The organism is Bradyrhizobium sp. SRL28, from assembly GCF_018596315.1.
In the GTDB taxonomy this organism is placed as follows: Bacteria; Pseudomonadota; Alphaproteobacteria; order Rhizobiales; family Xanthobacteraceae; genus Bradyrhizobium.
Window position 1 is genome coordinate 45,070 of the sequence record NZ_JAHEAG010000025.1, and the last position, 16,646, is coordinate 61,715.

Annotated in this window: 18 protein-coding genes; 12 read left to right on the forward strand and 6 right to left on the reverse strand. The window is 62.3% G+C overall.

Translation table 11 applies throughout. The features are described 5' to 3' along the window. Window positions 1-13: 13 nt before the first annotated feature. From pqqC to pqqA, 3 genes are all read right to left on the reverse strand, one after another. Complete coding sequence (gene pqqC, locus KIP88_RS32405) at window positions 14-769, reverse strand: pyrroloquinoline-quinone synthase PqqC (protein WP_214492288.1); 756 nt, start codon at window positions 767-769, stop codon at window positions 14-16. 32 nt (window positions 770-801) lie between these two features. After that, entirely contained in the window at window positions 802-1,731 is a 930-nt protein-coding gene (gene pqqB / locus KIP88_RS32410; RefSeq protein ID WP_214492219.1) for a pyrroloquinoline quinone biosynthesis protein PqqB, read from the reverse strand. Between the two features lie 148 nt (window positions 1,732-1,879). Next, on the reverse strand, window positions 1,880-1,960 hold the full coding sequence (gene pqqA, locus KIP88_RS32415; protein WP_035635412.1) for a pyrroloquinoline quinone precursor peptide PqqA: 81 nt from the start codon (window positions 1,958-1,960) through the stop codon (window positions 1,880-1,882). A gap of 305 nt (window positions 1,961-2,265) precedes the next feature. Here pqqA and KIP88_RS32420 point away from each other — a divergent pair, with 305 nt between their 5' ends. From KIP88_RS32420 to serA, 8 genes are all read left to right on the forward strand, one after another. After that, a complete protein-coding gene (locus tag KIP88_RS32420; protein WP_214492220.1) occupies window positions 2,266-2,523 on the forward strand; it encodes a hypothetical protein in 258 nt (85 codons plus the stop codon). A gap of 172 nt (window positions 2,524-2,695) precedes the next feature. Beyond that, entirely contained in the window at window positions 2,696-3,991 is a 1,296-nt protein-coding gene (locus tag KIP88_RS32425) for a sorbosone dehydrogenase family protein (protein ID WP_214492221.1), read from the forward strand. Between the two features lie 115 nt (window positions 3,992-4,106). Beyond that, window positions 4,107-4,673 (forward strand): c-type cytochrome, encoded by a 567-nt coding sequence (locus KIP88_RS32430; protein WP_214492222.1) that lies wholly within the window; start codon window positions 4,107-4,109, stop codon window positions 4,671-4,673. 135 nt (window positions 4,674-4,808) lie between these two features. After that, complete coding sequence (locus KIP88_RS32435; RefSeq protein ID WP_214492223.1) at window positions 4,809-6,200, forward strand: amidase family protein; 1,392 nt, start codon at window positions 4,809-4,811, stop codon at window positions 6,198-6,200. A gap of 15 nt (window positions 6,201-6,215) precedes the next feature. Beyond that, window positions 6,216-6,692, forward strand: coding sequence for a glutathione peroxidase (locus KIP88_RS32440; protein WP_214492224.1), 477 nt, complete (start codon window positions 6,216-6,218; stop codon window positions 6,690-6,692). A gap of 17 nt (window positions 6,693-6,709) precedes the next feature. Further along, window positions 6,710-6,958 carry a DUF3297 family protein gene (locus KIP88_RS32445; protein ID WP_214492225.1) on the forward strand — a complete coding sequence of 83 codons (249 nt, stop codon included), beginning with the start codon at window positions 6,710-6,712 and terminating at the stop codon, window positions 6,956-6,958. 146 nt (window positions 6,959-7,104) lie between these two features. After that, window positions 7,105-8,274, forward strand: coding sequence for a mandelate racemase/muconate lactonizing enzyme family protein (locus tag KIP88_RS32450; protein WP_214492226.1), 1,170 nt, complete (start codon window positions 7,105-7,107; stop codon window positions 8,272-8,274). A 60-nt stretch (window positions 8,275-8,334) separates the two neighbouring features. Then, the gene (gene serA / locus KIP88_RS32455; protein ID WP_214492227.1) at window positions 8,335-9,600 is read left to right on the forward strand and encodes a phosphoglycerate dehydrogenase; all 1,266 of its coding nucleotides are present in this window, start codon (window positions 8,335-8,337) and stop codon (window positions 9,598-9,600) included. Window positions 9,601-9,653: 53 nt separating this feature from the next. On the opposite strand, the gene KIP88_RS32460 is transcribed toward serA, so the two are convergent. Then, the gene (locus KIP88_RS32460; RefSeq protein ID WP_214492228.1) at window positions 9,654-11,006 is read right to left on the reverse strand and encodes a malonyl-CoA decarboxylase; all 1,353 of its coding nucleotides are present in this window, start codon (window positions 11,004-11,006) and stop codon (window positions 9,654-9,656) included. Between the two features lie 289 nt (window positions 11,007-11,295). Next, entirely contained in the window at window positions 11,296-12,096 is an 801-nt protein-coding gene (locus KIP88_RS32465; protein ID WP_249791173.1) for a helix-turn-helix transcriptional regulator, read from the reverse strand. Window positions 12,097-12,164: 68 nt separating this feature from the next. On the opposite strand from KIP88_RS32465, the gene KIP88_RS32470 reads away from it, so the two are divergent. Beyond that, window positions 12,165-13,346, forward strand: coding sequence for an MFS transporter (locus tag KIP88_RS32470; RefSeq protein ID WP_214492230.1), 1,182 nt, complete (start codon window positions 12,165-12,167; stop codon window positions 13,344-13,346). 2 nt (window positions 13,347-13,348) lie between these two features. On the opposite strand, the gene KIP88_RS32475 is transcribed toward KIP88_RS32470, so the two are convergent. After that, window positions 13,349-14,107 carry a DUF4239 domain-containing protein gene (locus KIP88_RS32475; protein ID WP_214492231.1) on the reverse strand — a complete coding sequence of 253 codons (759 nt, stop codon included), beginning with the start codon at window positions 14,105-14,107 and terminating at the stop codon, window positions 13,349-13,351. Window positions 14,108-14,352: 245 nt separating this feature from the next. On the opposite strand from KIP88_RS32475, the gene KIP88_RS32480 reads away from it, so the two are divergent. From KIP88_RS32480 to KIP88_RS32490, 3 genes are all read left to right on the forward strand, one after another. Then, complete coding sequence (locus tag KIP88_RS32480; RefSeq protein WP_249791174.1) at window positions 14,353-14,700, forward strand: hypothetical protein; 348 nt, start codon at window positions 14,353-14,355, stop codon at window positions 14,698-14,700. Continuing rightward, window positions 14,700-15,365, forward strand: coding sequence for an OmpA family protein (locus KIP88_RS32485; protein ID WP_214492232.1), 666 nt, complete (start codon window positions 14,700-14,702; stop codon window positions 15,363-15,365). The genes KIP88_RS32480 and KIP88_RS32485 overlap by 1 nt, the downstream gene beginning before the upstream one ends. 113 nt (window positions 15,366-15,478) lie before the next feature. Beyond that, entirely contained in the window at window positions 15,479-16,225 is a 747-nt protein-coding gene (locus tag KIP88_RS32490; protein WP_374226538.1) for a transporter substrate-binding domain-containing protein, read from the forward strand. The last annotated feature ends 421 nt before the right edge of the window (window positions 16,226-16,646 follow it).

A 16,646-nucleotide genomic window follows, 5' to 3' on the forward strand; every position in this document is an offset into this window, starting at 1 on the left:
TAATCCCCTCCTGTCAGTCCCCTTTGGGCACGAACGCGCCGGGCGGAATGTGGCCCTCGACATAGGCATGATACAGCGCATCGAGCTGAACCCATAGCACATTGGTCTTGAAGATCAGCGCGTTGCAGACCGCCTCGCGCTCCGCCGGCGTCTTCGCGTTGGCCTTGACGTATTCCAGCGCGAAGCCCGCGTCGCGCGGCGCCTGCGTCAGGCGGCGGCTGAAATAGCTCATGATGTCTGGATTGACGAAATCATAGTGCTGCAGCATCCCCGAGATGCGCTCCTCATGCAGGTTCGGCGCGAACAGTTCCGTGAGCGAGGAGGCGATCGCCTCCAACGGCGTCTTGTCGCGGCAAAAATGCACGTAGGCCTCCACCGCAAACCGCGTCGCGGGCAGGATGCCTTCGGTCGATTCCACATAGGCGCTTTCGAGCCCGAGCCCCTCGGTCAGCTTCAGCCAGCGCTCGATACCGCCTTCGCTGCCGATATCGCCGTCGTGATCCTCGATCCGGTGCCGCCATTCGATCCTCGTGGTGCGGTCGCGGAATCGCGAGATCACCATCGCGTCCTTGAGCGGGATCGTGCTCTGGTAAAAATAGCGGTTCAGCGCCCAGGCCTGCACCTGTCCCTTGTTGAGCTTGCCGCCATGCAGCAGCCGGTGGAAGGGATGCAGATTGTGATAGCGCGTCGCACCGATATGGCGGAGCATCGCTTCGAGTTCATCGGCATTGTTGAGCGTGATGCCCTTGCCGATCGACAGGGCGGTCATATCCGCGGTCATTTTCCCCTTGGCCATGACATTCACAGCGTAATCTCCGTTCCGTCGGCTGGAATCTGCCAGCCCGCCTGTTCCACTGCCTTTCGCTCATCCGAGCCGGAGAGCAAAGCGGGGTTGGAGTTGTTGATATGCAGGAACATCCTGCGGCCGATGTCGAGGCCGGAAAGGCTCTCGATCGCTCCATGTTCGCCCGACATTGAAATATGGCCCATCCCTTGTCCCGTCTTGGTGCCGAGGCCCTGGACGATCAATTCATCGTCGCGCCACACGGTGCCGTCGAAGAAGACCAGCGCGGCGCCCGCCAGGCGCGATTTGAGATCGTCGGTCACTCGCGCACAGGCGGCAAGGAAATAAAAATACTTGCCGCTTGCCTTGTCCAGAATCCGAAGCCCCAGCGTATCGCCCGCGCCGTCGCCGCCCGCCGGATGCGCCTTGCCTTCGAGATACCACGCGCCCTTGCCGGGAACCGCGAAGGGCAGGATTTCCATTCCGGATGGCGAGCCGTCGGGCAGGGCCGGCTCGAATGCGACATCCGCCTCGATCGGCCGCCGCTTCACGTTGTTTTCGCCCAGCACGTTAAAGATGCTGTTGGATCGCAAAATCGCAAGGACTCGCTCATGCGCATAGAGCGTGAAGGGCGAACCCTCGCGCATCGACAACAGCCCTGCGACCGCGTCGATTTCGCCATTAGTCAGGATCACGCCGGCGATCGGGCTGTGCCGGAGCTGTCCGGCTCTGGGATGAAGCTGCGGCGTCGCGATCAATTGCTGGCGCAGGTCGGGCGAGGCGTTGATGAGATACCAGTGAGCACCATCGGCGCTGACCGCGATCGAGGCCTGGGTACTGCGCAGCTCGGGATTTTCGCTTCGTGCTTTCCGGCATACCGGACATCCGCAATTCCACTGCGGAACCCCGCCGCCTGCCGCGGCGCCCAGGACGACGACGCGAAGCATAATTCGTCTCCTGGAGCTTCCAGACTTGAAGACACAAACTGAGCTAACAAACACCACGAGGTGGACACCGACCTCGGACACAGTTCCGCTATCGGGAACGTGTCAGGCCCGGAAGTCCACCTGCGTGAGCTATGAAATGCGCTGCCGCTTACTTGCGGGTGGCGCACATATACATGTTGATTTCCATTCCGACCGATACTTCGACGATTTTAGGCGCTTTCCAGGCCATTAGGCTCTCCCGTTGCTACAGGGCGAACTCCGCCCTTGCAGGTTAAGGTACTGCGGATCAAAAAGTTCGCCAGTTAAATCTTTTGCCTGGAACTCCCATTTGTTTATGCTGCGCTGCAAAGAGATTTCACGGAGTTGTGCGGAGGACCCCGGTCAAAACAACGTGGGATCAAGCGTTTCGCGGTTGTTCGCACCTCCGCTAATGCCAATTCTGGGTGCGACGGGGCGCTGCCGGCTCCGGATAAAGAACTTGTGAGATAGGGACGGCCTCCGGTTGCGGGGCCAACAGGAGCCAGGTTTCCGCCGATGCCGCGATATTACTTCAACACCCGTATCGGCGATGAGCTGATTTCCGATCCTGACGGCGAAGTGCTTGTCGATCCCGATCGCGCCTGGGAAATGGCGCGCGCCATGGTCCGGGAACTGCTTAAGACCGACGGCGCCGATGGCGCGCTGTTGAGCGCGATCATCGAGGTGACAGACGACGACGGCGAGATCGTGCTGGAGTTTCCGTTCGCCGAAGCGATCCTCGACGCCCCCGGCGCCTCGGTTACGAAGCACTGACGCGCGATGAAGCCGGTCGGCGTCGGGCCGACCATTCGGCACAGCGCGGTTTCCGTGACGCATGTTTCCGGTTGCGCTTCGACAGAAAAATATCGGAGATTGCCGCCGGAAAGCCACCGGCGTCGGCACCCTCATGTGTCACGTCTCGAGAAAAGGCTTCCGCCAGGGAGAAATGCCCATGATAAGTCACCCGTCGACGCCGCGCAGCCTGTTGCTGGCCGGCGCCTTCTTCAGTGCCTTCACGCTAACCGCCGCGGCCCAACAGCCTGCCGCACCGCCCGCTGCCGGCGCCCCGCCTGCGGCCGCGGCCGCGCCCGCGCTTCCGCCGGGGTCGCCGTTGATCGGACGCCCCGCGGGCAACGAAGCCGCCGCCAAGCTCGCGCCGAACGCACCGCCGCCGATACCCGCGGCGCCGGACAAACTGCCGACGGCGAAGCTCAAAGTGCCGGCCGGCTTCAACATCGAAGTCTATGCCGCGGGCATGGCGAACGCGCGCTCGCTCGCCTTGGGCGACAAGGGCACGGTGTTCGTCGGCAGCCGCCTAGTCGACAAGGTCTATGCCATCGTCAACAAGGATGGCAAACGCGAGGTCAAGGTGCTGGCCTCCGGCCTCTACCGTCCGAACGGCATCGCGTTCAAGGATGGCACGCTCTACATCGCCGAACTGTCGAAGGTCTCCAAGATCGAGAAGGTCGAGGATAACCTGGACAACCCGCCGAAGCCGACCGTGATCTTCGACAAGCTGCCCAAGGACGAAGCCCATGGCTGGAAGTTCATCGGCATCGGTCCCGACAACAAGCTTTACGTTCCGGTCGGCCAGCCCGGCAACAACGTGCTGAATAGCGATGAGCATGCCCTCATCCGGCGGATGAATCTCGACGGTTCGGGCGCGGAAGTGATCGCTCGCGGCGTTCGCCAGACCGTCGGCTTCGACTGGCATCCGGAGACCAAGCAGCTCTACTTCACCGACAACGGGCGCGACTGGATGTCGGAAGACGTGCCGGAGGACGAACTGAACCGTATCACCAAGGTCGGCGAACATTTCGGCACGCCGTTCTGCCTGCAGGGCAACATCCTCGACCCCGAATTCGGTTGGGGTAAATCCTGCAGCGACTACACGGCCCCGGTCGGCCTGCTGGGCCCGCATTCCGCAGCGCTGGGCATGCGGTTCTACACCGGCAGCATGTTCCCGAAGAGCTACAAGAACGTGGCCATCATCGCCCGGCACGGCTCCTGGAACCGCTCCAAGAAAGTGGGCGGCGACCTCGTCATCGCCAAGCTGAACAAGGACGGCACGATGAAGTCGATGGAGCCGTTCCTCACGGGCTTCGTGGAAGACAACAAGTATATCGGCCGTCCGGTCGATGTGCTGCAGATGAAGGACGGCTCGCTGCTGGTCTCCGACGACTGGAACGGCGCCGTCTACCGCATCACCTACGGCAAGCAGAAGGTGGCGGGGAAGTCGTAGCGTAGATTCCGTCATTGCGAGCGAAGCGAAGCAATCCATTCCGCCACTTGCGGAGGCGTGGATTGCTTCGTCGCTGCGCTCCTCGCAATGACGAAAGGACGTCCGGAGTTGGCCGATGCGTAAAACGATGACGATGCTAGCGTTCGCTCTGGTTGTAGCCTCAGCAAACGCCGAAACCATCGAACAGCGCATCGCGCCTTGCCTCGCCTGCCACGGCGAGAAAGGCCAGTCCGAGATCGAGAACACGCCCTCGCTCGGCGGTCAGCAGGCGCCCTACACGCTGATCCAGCTCTTCATGTTCCGCGAGAAGCTGAGAACCTTCGAGCCGATGAACGAGATGGCAAAGCCGCTGACCGACGACGATCTCCGTCTCTTCTCCGATTTCATCGCCAAGATGCCCAAGCCCGCGCCATCAGAGGAGGCCGGCGAGCCCGCGCGGATGCAGCGCGGGCAGGCGCTGGTGCAGCAGCACCGCTGCGACACCTGTCACAACCTCGATCTTTCCGGCAAGGAGAACGTCCCGCGCATCGCCAACCAGCGCGAGGACTATCTCGCCAAGACCCTTGCCGAGTACAAGGACAACAGCCGTCGCGGCTATGATGCCAGCATGGCCGACGTGATGGCGCCGATCGCGCCGGGGCAGATCGCCGATCTCGCCTATTACATCGCCCGCCTGCGCTAAATCCGGGCGGCGTCTCCGCTGGCATTGCCCTGCGCCCGGCGCTGGATTTCTGATTTGACGCGTTTTCTTGGCGCGAACCGGTTTCCACTTCGCTGGAAAACGCTCTAAAAGGGCGGCAATCGGATGGAGTATTGCATGCAGGATCTATGGCGCCTGTCGGCCGCGGAAATGGCCGGGCTGATCAGGTCGAAGAAAGTCTCGGCGAAGGAGGCGGCGACTGCGGCGCTGGCGCGGCTTGACGCGGTCAACCCCAAAATCAATGCCGTCGTCGATCACCGGCCTGAGGACGTCCTGGCGCAGGCTTCCGCCGTCGATGCTGCCATCGGACGCGGCGAAGATGTCGGTCCGCTCGGCGGCGTGCCCGTTACGGTGAAGGTCAATATCGACCAGGAAGGCTTTGCCACCACCAACGGGCTGAAGCTGCAGCGCGACGCCATCGCCAAGAGCAACAGCCCGGTGATCGACAATTTGCGCAAATCCGGCGCCGTCATTCTGGGGCGCACCAACTGCCCGGCGTTCTCCTATCGCTGGTTCACCACCAACCTCATTCATGGCGACACCAAGAACCCGCGCGACCCCGGCATCACGCCAGGCGGCTCGTCCGGCGGGGCGGGGGCTGCGGTCGCGGCCGGCATCGGGCATATCGCGCACGGCACCGATATCGCGGGATCGATCCGCTATCCCGCCTACGCCTGCGGCGTGCACGGCCTGCGCCCGACCATGGGACGCATCGCGGCGTTCAACGCGGCGCTCCCCGAACGGCCGATCGGACCACAGATCAGCGCCGTCTCCGGCCCGCTGGCGCGCACCATTGGCGATATCAGGATCGCGCTGGCTGCGATGTCGGCCAGCGATTATCGCGATCCCTGGTGGGTTCCGGCGCCGCTCGAAGGGCCGGCGATGCCCAAGCGTGTCGCGATGTGTCTCAACCCTGATGGCCTCGATCCCGTCCCCGAAGTGAAGGCCGCGGTAGCCGATGCCGGCAAGCGGCTCGCGCGCGCGGGCTGGATCGTCGAGGAAATCGCCAACCCGCCGCCGCTGCGCGAGGCCGCCGATCTGCAGACGAAACTCTGGCTCGGCGACGGCTACGAAGCGCAACTGGAAGCCGCCGAGCGCGAAGGCGATCCCGGCGCGCTGGCCTGCCTGCGCGGGAACCGCGCGAAAGTGCATCCGTTCGACCTGTCGAAGGCGCTGACGCGGCGCGCGACGCTGACGCGCGAATGGCTGACGTTCTTCGAAAAATACGCCGTGTTGCTGATGCCGGTATCAGGCGAATTGCCGTTCCCCGATCAGCTCGACCGCAAGGACGAGGCGTCGTTTGCGCGCGTCTGGCATGCGCAATTGCCGCAGATTGCCATTCCCTTCATGGGGCTGCCCGGGCTAACGGTTTCGACAGGTTTGGTCGGACGCGTGCCCGTTGGCGTGCAGCTCGTCGCCGGCCGCTACCGCGAAGATCTGTGCCTCGCCGCGGGCGAAGCGATCGAAGCCGGTGGAACTCCCTCGGCGGTGATAGACCCTGCGGGTTAACTTTGAGAGACCACGATGCCAGGCGTTTACGATTTTGCGGCGAATTCACTCGCCGGCGAAGAGGTTTCGCTGAAGCGGTTTGAAGGTCAGGTGCTCCTGATCGTCAACACCGCGAGCGCCTGCGGGTTCACACCGCAGTATAAGGGCCTCGAGCAATTGCAGCGCGAGCTCGGGCCGCGTGGCTTTGCGGTGCTCGGTTTTCCCTGCAACCAGTTCGGCGGGCAGGAGCCGGGCGACGCCAAACAGATCGGAGAGTTTTGCGAACGCAAATATGACGTGACGTTTCCGATGTTCGCCAAGATCGATGTCAACGGCAGCCATGCGCATCCGTTGTTCAATCATCTGAAGAATGAGAAATCGGGGCTGCTCGGTTCGTCGATCAAATGGAATTTCACCAAATTCCTGGTCGACCGATCGGGCAAGGTGGTCGGGCGCTACGCACCGACCGTTACACCCGAGGGGCTACGAAGAGAAATCGAGGCACTGCTGTGAGCGAGACCAACAAAGCGATGAACGACCAATTTCCCGACCGCCTCTCGGTCGATCCGGACAGCCCGTATTACAACGCCGACATCCTTGCGCGCGACGTCGGCATTCGCTTCAAGGGCGTCGAGAAGACCAATGTCGAGGAATACTGCATCAGCGAGGGCTGGGTGCGCGTCACCGCCGGCAACGCCAAGGACCGCTACGGCAACCCGCTGACGATCAAGGTGCACGGCCCGGTCGAGCCGTATTTCCGCGACAAGGCGCCGTCCTGACGTTCACATTCGTCATTGCCTGCGACAAACGCGAAGCGTTTGCGCAAGGGAGCGAAGCGACGAAGCAATCCATCCCTCCGTGCACGCCGCTCAATGGATTGCTTCGCTTCGCTCGCAATGACGACAGAGACTGAAAGCACAATTTAATGTCCGTCCGTATCGTCGACGTCTGCGAAATCACAAAACCGATCTCCTCGCCGATCCGCAACGCCTATATCGACTTCACCAAGATGACGACGAGCCTCGTCGCCGTCGTCACCGACGCCGTTCGCGACGGCAAGCGCGTCGTCGGCTATGGCTTCAACTCGAACGGCCGTTACGGGCAGGGCGGGCTGATCCGCGAACGCTTTGCGCCGCGGCTGAAAGAGGCTGACCCGAAAACGCTGCTCGATGCCAGCGGCGGCAATCTCGATCCGGACAAGGTCTGGGCCGCCATGATGTCGAACGAGAAGCCGGGCGGCCATGGCGAGCGCTCGGTCGCGGTCGGCACCATCGACATGGCGGTGTGGGACGCGGTGGCGAAGATCGCGGGCAAGCCGCTGTTCCGGCTGCTCGCTGAGCGTCACGGCCTCAAGGCCGATCCGCGTGTGTTCGTGTATGCCGCCGGCGGTTACTATTATCCCGGCAAGGACCTGTCGGCGCTGCGCGGCGAAATGCGCGGCTATCTCGACCGCGGCTACAACGTCGTGAAGATGAAGATCGGCGGCGCGCCGATCGCGGAAGATCGCGAGCGCATCGAATCTGTCTTGAAGGAGATCGGCAGTCAGACACAACTCGCCGTCGACGCCAATGGCCGCTTCGATCTCGAGACGGCGATTGCTTATGCAAAAATGCTGCGGGAGTATCCGCTGTTCTGGTACGAGGAGGCCGGCGATCCCCTCGACTTCGCGCTGCAGGCCGCTTTGGCCGAATTCTATCCAGCGCCGATGGCGACCGGCGAGAATCTATTCAGCCATCAGGACGCGAAAAATCTGATCCGCTATGGCGGCATGCGGCCGGACCGCGACTGGCTGCAATTCGATTGCGCATTGTCCTATGGTCTGTGCGAATACCAGCGCATGCTGGCGGTTTTGAAGACCCACGGCTGGTCGCCGAGCCGCTGCATCCCGCATGGCGGGCACCAGATGTCGCTCAATATCGCGGCCGGTCTCGGGCTTGGCGGCAATGAGAGCTATCCCGACCTGTTCCAGCCTTATGGCGGTTTCCCGGACGGTGTTCGTGTCGAGAACGGTCACATCACCATGCCGGATCTGCCGGGTATCGGCTTCGAGGGGAAATCCGATCTCTATGCGCAGATGAAGGCGCTGGCGGTGTAAGGGGACGGACTTCCAGGCCGCCAGTTTACCAATCGACTATCTCTAAAGGACGCCGCGATCTTGACCAGCAAACTTTCTCTTCCCCAACTCTCGCTCTCGAAGGACAAGATCCGGGTCTTGCTTCTCGAAGGGGTCAACGACAGCGCCGTGCAGATGATAGAGGCTGCGGGCTATTCCAACATGACTCGCTTGTCCAAGGCGCTTGAGGGCGATGCGCTCAAGGAAGCCATCAAAGGCGTGCACCTGCTGGGCATCCGCTCACGCACGCAGATCACCACGGATGTTCTCGAGGCCGCGGACCGGCTCATCGCGATCGGATGCTTCAGCGTCGGCACCAATCAGGTGGATATTGACGCCGCTCGCCGAAGCGGGATCCCCGTGTTTAACGCACCGTTTTCCAACACGCGAAGCGTGGCAGAACTGGTGATAGGTGAGATCGTCATCCTGCTGCGCCGGATCGTCTCGCGTTCCAACGCAGCGCATGAGGGGCGCTGGGACAAGTCTGCAAACGACAGCTATGAGGTGAGGGGCAAGACGCTCGGCATCATCGGATACGGCAACATCGGCTCGCAGCTCTCGAATCTCGCGGAAGCGCTGGGAATGAGGGTGATTTTCTACGATCACACCGACAAGCTTCGTCATGGCAACACCGAGCCGACCGCGAGCTTGCGTGATCTGCTGGCACAAAGCGACGTCGTGACGTTGCATGTGCCGGAGACATCAGCCACACATGGGATGATCGGACGCGAGGAGATTGCGGCGATCAAGCGTGGCGCGTATTTCATCAACAACAGTCGCGGTACGGTCGTTGATCTGGAGGCGCTCGCGGACGCGCTGCGCGAAGGCAGGCTTCGCGGTGCCGCGGTTGACGTTTTTCCGGTCGAGCCACGTTCGAACGCGGATCGCTTCGCATCGCCGCTGCAGGGCCTGGAAAATGTTATTCTGACGCCACACATCGGCGGTTCGACCGAAGAGGCGCAAGAACGCATCGGTGCCGAAGTTGCACGCAAGCTTGTCGATTACAGCGATTCCGGTTCGACGATGGGCGCTGTCAATTTCCCGCAGGTTCAGCTACCGCCGCGGCCATTGGGGACGCGGTTCATTCAGGTGCAGCGCAATCTGCCGGGCATGCTGGGGCGTTTGAACGAAGTGCTCGCGCGCCACGCCGTCAACATTGCTGCTCAATATTACGAGACCGACCACGACGTCGGCTATGTGGTTCTCGACGCAGATGCCTCCGCAGCCGATGGCCAGCGTGTGCTTGCGGACATCCGATCTCTGGAGGGCACCATTCGCGCCCGACTGCTCTATGAATACAAGGTCTGAGCCTGAAAAAACTGGCGACCGAGAAATCCTGAGCCTCGGCGATTGGCGAAAAGCTACGACAGCCGCATATCCAGCAGCCGCCGCCCCTCGGTCTTGAGCATTTTCTTCACTGAGCTCGACGCAGCGATCTCGCCCTGGTTGGCGTAGGCCTCGTGGTTCTTCTCGATATCTTCGAGGCGGTAGAGATAGTTGACCATGAAGCCTGCGGATTCGCGCAGGCCCTTGGGCGAGAGGTCGCCGAGCCAGTCGATCTTCTCCAGCCGCGCGCCGTTGCCTATATGGAAGCGCGCCACCGAGTCGATCAGCCTGCCTTTTGACGTGCGGGCTTTCAGGAAATAATGCGCGGCCAGCGGCTCCAGCACGGCGCGTAGTTGCGCGGTCAGTTCCGTATCCTCGAACCAGTCCGGTCTGTCGAGGCTTTCCATCAGCGCGCGTTCCTCGTCGCTGACCGGGACATCGTCGGCCTTTTTCAGCCATTGCATGAAGCCCGGTACCGGCGACAGCGTGATGAACGTATCCAGCTTCGGCAATTCGCGCCGCAACTCCTCGACCACCTGCTTGATCAGGAAGCTGCCGAAGGAAATGCCGCCAAGCCCTTTTTGCGTATTCGAGATCGAATAGAACACGGCGGTGCGCGCGCGTTCGATCGGCACCAACTGACGCTCGGCGGCGAGCAGCGGCGCGATCGCGGTAGGGATCGTCTCGGTCAGCGCGACCTCGACGAAGATCAGCGGTTCGTCGTTGAGCTGGGGATGGAAGAAGGCGTAGCAGCGGCGGTCAACGGGATCGATGCGGCGGCGCAAATCGTTCCAGTCACGGATTTCGTGCACGGCTTCATAACGGATGATCTGTTCCAGAATGTTCGCTGGCGTCGACCAGTCGATCCTGCGTAGCACGAGAAATCCCCTGTTGAACCAAGAAGACAGCAAATGCACGACGTCGCGGTCGAGCGCGGCCAGATCCTTGTTGCCCTTCATGAGGGCAAGCAGGTCGGCGCGCATCGCCACCAGATCGCTGGTGCCGCCGGGCGCGCGGTTGAGCCGGCGGATCAGCTCCTGCCGCTGCGGCTCGGAAGCAAAGTGAAGATCGCTGGCATCGCTGTCGTTCGGCTGGCTGCGCCAGCTCTCGATGGCCTGCGACAGTTTTTCGCGGTCGGGGCCGAAGTCTCTCGCCAGCGTTTCGAAGAAGGTGAGCCGGCCGGCGGCGTCGAGGTCGTGGTAGCGGTCGAGCACGTCGCGCGCCATCGCGGTGCCGGACGCTTCGCCGCGGCCGGACAGCAGCGCCTTGCATAGTTCAAGCAGTTCGGAGGCGTCCTGGCGGGCGACCGACGGCTCGCCCCGGCGCAGCAGCGTGCGGCCACGTTCTGATATCGTCGAGAGAAGGTCGGAAAAAAAGGCGTTGGCCATGCGGGCGGGTCGAATCCAGTGAGTGTCCCGGAATCCTATACGGAATTTAGGGCGCTGCCGATCACAATCAAGCGCATGGATCGTACGGAAATATGTCATGTCTCGAAACTATATGTCGTCATGGCCGGGCATAGACGTCCGAAGGACGGCGTCGCTTCCACTCGCCTATGCCCGACCATCCATCTCCTTGGAAAAAGCTTTTCACAGAGAGCGATGGATACGAAGGTTTTCCCGAGTTGGCACGCGGAAGCTTAGCGGAGGCGGCAAGCCCGCGTATGACGATTCCGCATTACTCCTTCCCGGCAAATTCCGTCGGCGTTTTTCCGGTAACCTGCCGGAAGGCATGGGAAAACGCAGGCACACTGGCGTAGCCCAAATCCGAGGCAAGCTGCTTGACCGAGACGGCTGCGTCCGTCGACAGCTTCTCGATGGCCGCCGCGATCCGGGCGCGCTGGCACCAGCTCTTGAAGCTCAATTGCGTCTCGGCTGAGAACAGGCGTGACAGCGTCCGTACCGAGGTGCCGACCTCGCGCGCCAGCGTCTCGATCTCATGGTCGCCGGTCGGGTCCGCGAGCACGATGTCGGCAGCGCGCCGGCAGCGCGGCTCATGCGGCAGCGGGATGAAGGTCGCGGAATCCTCCGCCTGGTCCAATTCCATCATCGCCAGCCGCAGCAGAAGCGTGGTTCGTTCCCGGTCGGTGCGATCATCGAACAAGGCGAGAATGGTCTGGTGCAGCAGCGGCGACACCCGCACCACGAATTCCGCATCGAGGCTGTGGCTGCGCGCTTCGCGCTGCAGCCAGTCGAGTTCGAAATAGAGCGTCCGCATCTCGATATCGGCGAGCACGTCGATCGCATGTTCCGACAGCGCAGGGACCCAGACCGCGCGATCCGGCGGCACCAGCCAGCGGCCTTTTGGGGTCGTCACCTGCATCGTGCCTTTGGCCGCATAGACCAACTGCGCCTCGCGGTGCATGTGGGTGTCGATCCGGAAGCCCTTCCGGTAGCTGTTGGCGATCATGTGGATGCCGTCGCCGGTGGAGATGCGGCGCCCGATAATGGCGGCAATTGGCTTTTCGGCGATATTCATTGGCGACATCCCGTCAGGACAACCCCGTATAACCTATTTCTGAAAATTGCGGGATTCGGGAATCGACCATGAACAGCCCCAGCCGGGTGATCACTTTCGTCAACGCTGCCCATTTCATCGACCATTATGCGATGCTGATTTTCGCCGCCGCCGTCATCATCATGGGGCCGGCGCTCGGCATGGCCTATTCGGAACTATTGCCTTACGCCACCCCGGGTTTCGTCGCCTTCGGCGCCGGCTCGCTGATCACTGGCTGGCTCGGCGACCGCTGGAGCCGCCGCCACATGATGGTGATTTTCTTCGTTGGCATCGGCGTATCGATGATCTCGGTCGGGTTCGTCTCGACCCCGCTGCAGCTCGGCGCGGCGCTGCTGGCGATCGGCCTGTTCGCCTCGATCTATCATCCCGTCGGCACCGCGATGATCGTGTCCTATGCCGACAAGCTCGGCCGCGAGATGGGCCTGAACGGCGTCTGGGGCAATCTCGGCGTGGCGTCCTCGGCGCTGGTCACCGGCGTGATCGGGCAATATCTCGGCTGGCGCTGGGCCTTCATCGTCCCCGGGATCGTCACGATCCTGATCGGCATCGCCTTTGCGCTGATGGTGGTGCACGAGAACCGCAGCGGCACCAGGCAGGCGGCGGCGCAGGCGCGCGTCGCCAAGCAGGACATGTGGCGCGTGATCCTTTCGCTCCTGATCGTCGTGATCGCGATTTCCACGACCTTCAACGCGGTCACCGTGGCGCTGCCAAAGCTGTTTGCGGAGCGGCTGGCCGACCTCACCAGCAGCCCGGCGGCGCTCGGCCTGATCGCGGCCGGCGTTTATGTGTTCGGCGCGATGACGCAGTACACGATCGGCAAGCTGATCGACCATTATTCGCTGAAGACCGTGATGCTGCCGCTGTCATTCGTGCTGGCGCCGTTCCTGTATTTCGCGGCGACATTGTCGAACCTGCCGCTGATCATCGCCTCCATCGGCATCGTGATGGGCGCGTTCGGCCAGGTCACCGTCAACGACGCCATGGTCGGCAAATACACCAGCGAGGAGTGGCGCTCGCGTGCCTACTCGGTGCGCTACTTCATCGGCTTCACTGCGGCCGGTGCGTCCGTCGGACTCGTAGCGTGGCTCTATGAAAAGGGCGGCTTCGTCACCATGCTGCAGACGTTCGGCGCGCTCTGCCTGCTGGTGATCGTGGCGGCGCTCATCCTGCCGCGGGAGATCAAGGTGCCGGCGGCGCAGACCGCGCCGTGAGTTCATTCGATCGTTGGCAGCACCATGTGCAGATGACGGTTCGAGATCTGCATCAGGCCCTGGAAGGGGTGGCTGAGATCGACGATCAAGAACAGCGCGCTCGATACCGAGAGCGCGAAAAGAAGCGTTGAGGCGACGACGATCGGATTTGGTTCGGCGAACAGGCTGAAGCTCGCGAAGATCACCACCAGCCAGAACACCAACACGATAAAGAACGGCAGCGGTATCGCGTCGTCGGCCTGGGTGAACACGAGAAGCCGCGTCCGGCCCATGTCGGTGGTGATTTGGATGATACGAGATTTCAGCGAGGTCTGTTCCGCGTTGGCCGGCTTGAGGTCTTCGACCGCGCTGTAGAACCGTTCGGCGGTCTCGCTGATGACAAATGCCGATCCGCCGCCTTTGCCCGAGATGTTCTCCTGCCGGATGCGGGCGGTCGCCGAGGGGATGATTTCCCGCAACAGGGTGCGCGCCGCTTTCGCCTCCGCGCCGTATTTGGTCAGCATCTGGTCGACGAGCACCGCGTTGGTGCCGAGCTGGCGGATATTGCTGTTCTGGTTGTCGTAGGTGTTTTTCGCCGAAGCGATCATCAGGCCGATTACGAGCGCGGCAAGCGTCGAGAGAAAGCCGGCGCCGAGGCGGATGGCTTCCTTGGAACCTCCTTCGAGCAGGTCGGCCGGCAGGGATCGCCGCAGGACCATGCCGATGGCCGCGCCGATCAGGATCGAGGCAAAGGAAGCCAGAAACGCGGCGGTCGAACTCATGGCGTCATCCCCCTGTCATGGTGCGGGCGGGCCGGGCAGGGGTTATTGCATATCGGGGCGTGCGAGCCTGGGCTACCCGCGACGATTTGCTGCGGCGCAGCAGGTCGGGGGTAACGTAGCTAAATCAAACAGAACACTTGACCATCGCTACCCTCCTTGTGTGAGGTGCGGCCATGACCCGAATCCGGCTTTTCCTTTGCATCATTGCGATATCAGTGCCTTCGCTGGCGGCGGCGCAGCAGTCCATGAAATTCGAGGAGGCCGGGGCCATGCTGGCCGCGAGCTGCGGCAAGGACATCGATGACAACTGCCGCGGCGTCAATCTCGACGCGACGCGCCTGCGGGAGTGCCTGAGCCGAAATCAGGACGTGGTGTCGGCGAAGTGCAAAACCGATTTTCCCCAGGCCCTCGGCGCCATCCAGGCGCGTATTACCGCGCGCACCTCGCTTGTAAAACTGTGCAATTGGGAATTGAAACACCTGTGCGGCGAGGTTCGGGAGGATCCCGTGAAGGGGCTGCAATGCCTGTTGGAGTCGACCAAGAAGGCGACCCCGAACTGCAACAAGGCGATCAGCGCGGCGGGGTATCGCTGATGCCTGGGGGAAAGAAGCTGCGCGGGATCGGCCTTTTGCTGGGCGCCTTGGCGCTGTTTGCCTTGCCGATGGCGGTTGCGCGCGCGCAAACGGCGACGTCGACGGCAGACATCATTGAGAAGCTTGCCGTCGAAGCCGAGTCGGATATCGACCTCGCTGCCTTGAAGCAGCAGGCTGCCGATCGCATCAAGGCAAGAGCGGATGCCCAGCCGCAAAAGCGGCCGCCGATCGCGCCTCAACTGACGAAACTGCCGCAACTACGTTTCGATGTCGTGTTCGACCAGGATTCTTCGTTGATCCGGCCGGCCTCCTATCAGACGATCGGCAGCATCGCCGACGCGCTCACAGATCCGAAGACGCGACCCTATCGCTATCTGATTGTCGATCATGTCGAATCCGCCGGAAGGCGCGACCACAATCTGATCCTGAGCCAGCGGCGTGCCGACTCGGTCCGGGATGTCCTGGTGAACACCTTCAAGGTGTCGCCGAAGCGGCTTCAGGCGCTTGGACTGGGCGAGGAACAGTTGCAGGATGTCAATCGCCCGGCGTCGCCGGCCAATGCGCGCGTCCAGCTCATCGCGATCGGTAAGTTCGAGACGGCCGAGCCGGCAACGCCGGCGGCGGCACCCAAAGGCGCCGCTGCGGCAAAGAAAAAGAAGCGCTGATCACCCCGTGCAGGGGTGAGCGCGACGCCAGCCGCCGGCTGGGGAAGGAGCACCCGATGTTCAATCAACCCTCGCCGGGAATGGCCGGCCTCTTGCTGGGATTAACAATGATGATGACCGCGCCCGCTGCTGCCGATGCCTTGAAGGACGAGATCGCGCCGACCGGCAAGCTGCGGGTGGCGATTGCGATCAGTCCGGCCGGTGGCGCGTTCTGGTCGACCAAGACCGAAACCGGCTATGCCGGCGTGCCGGTCGATCTCGGCAAGGCGATGGCGGAGCAACTTGGCGTCCCCGTCGAATATGTCGCGCACAGCAATTCCGGGCAGATCGTCGATGCGGCCTCGAAAGGTACCTGGGACATCACCTTCCTGCCGAAAGATCCGGAGCGAGAGGGCAGGATGTCGTTCGGGCCCATCTATGAAGTTGCGGACGCGACCTACATCGTCAAGCCGGGTTCACAGGTCACGAATTTCGCAACACTCGATCAGCCCGGGATCAAGGTCGCCGCGGTCAACAACACGACCACGATGCGCGGCGCGATCGCGCATCTGAAGAATGCCAAGGTCACGGGCTACCAGACCTACGACGAAATCTTCGGCCTGCTCAAAGGCGGTGAGATCGACGCGTTCGCGCTGTCGCGCGACCAGCTCAACGCCATGGCAAAACAGATCCCGGGCACCCGCGTGCTGGACGAAACCTTCAAGCAGACGGTCACGGCGGTCGCAGTGCCGCCCAGTCGTCCGCTCTCGCTGGCGTTTGCGATCAAGTTTCTGAACGAAGCGATCGCCAACGGCACGCTGCGCAAGGCCTATGACAATAACGGCCTGAAGGATCGGCCGGTGCGGACGCAGACGAAATAGGCCGCCGTCATTCCGGGGCGATGCGAAGCATCGAGCCCGGAATCCATTGAGCCTCGGGATCGGTGTTGAAATGGATTCCGGGCTCGCGCTACGCGCGCCCCGGAATGACAGCGTTAGCGGGCGCTGCGGCAGGCGCTAACATATGTGCAACTGCACAAATACAAGGCATCCGCCCCTCTCCACGCACGGCGCAATAGGGCCATAACCACGTAGAAATACGCGATTTTTTTGAGCCCACGGCCCGATTTCCGGTTGGCACATCGATTGCTTAATCCTGTCTCAGTCAATGACGACTGCCGTCCGTTCGGATTGCCAAGGCCAGCGTTGGCCGAAGGCGTTGGGATCAAGCGGCCTCGCGTGAGGCGCTTCGAGCAGTCTTCGGGACCACTTCACGATAGCTCGCGCATCCTCCGTTTCTGAT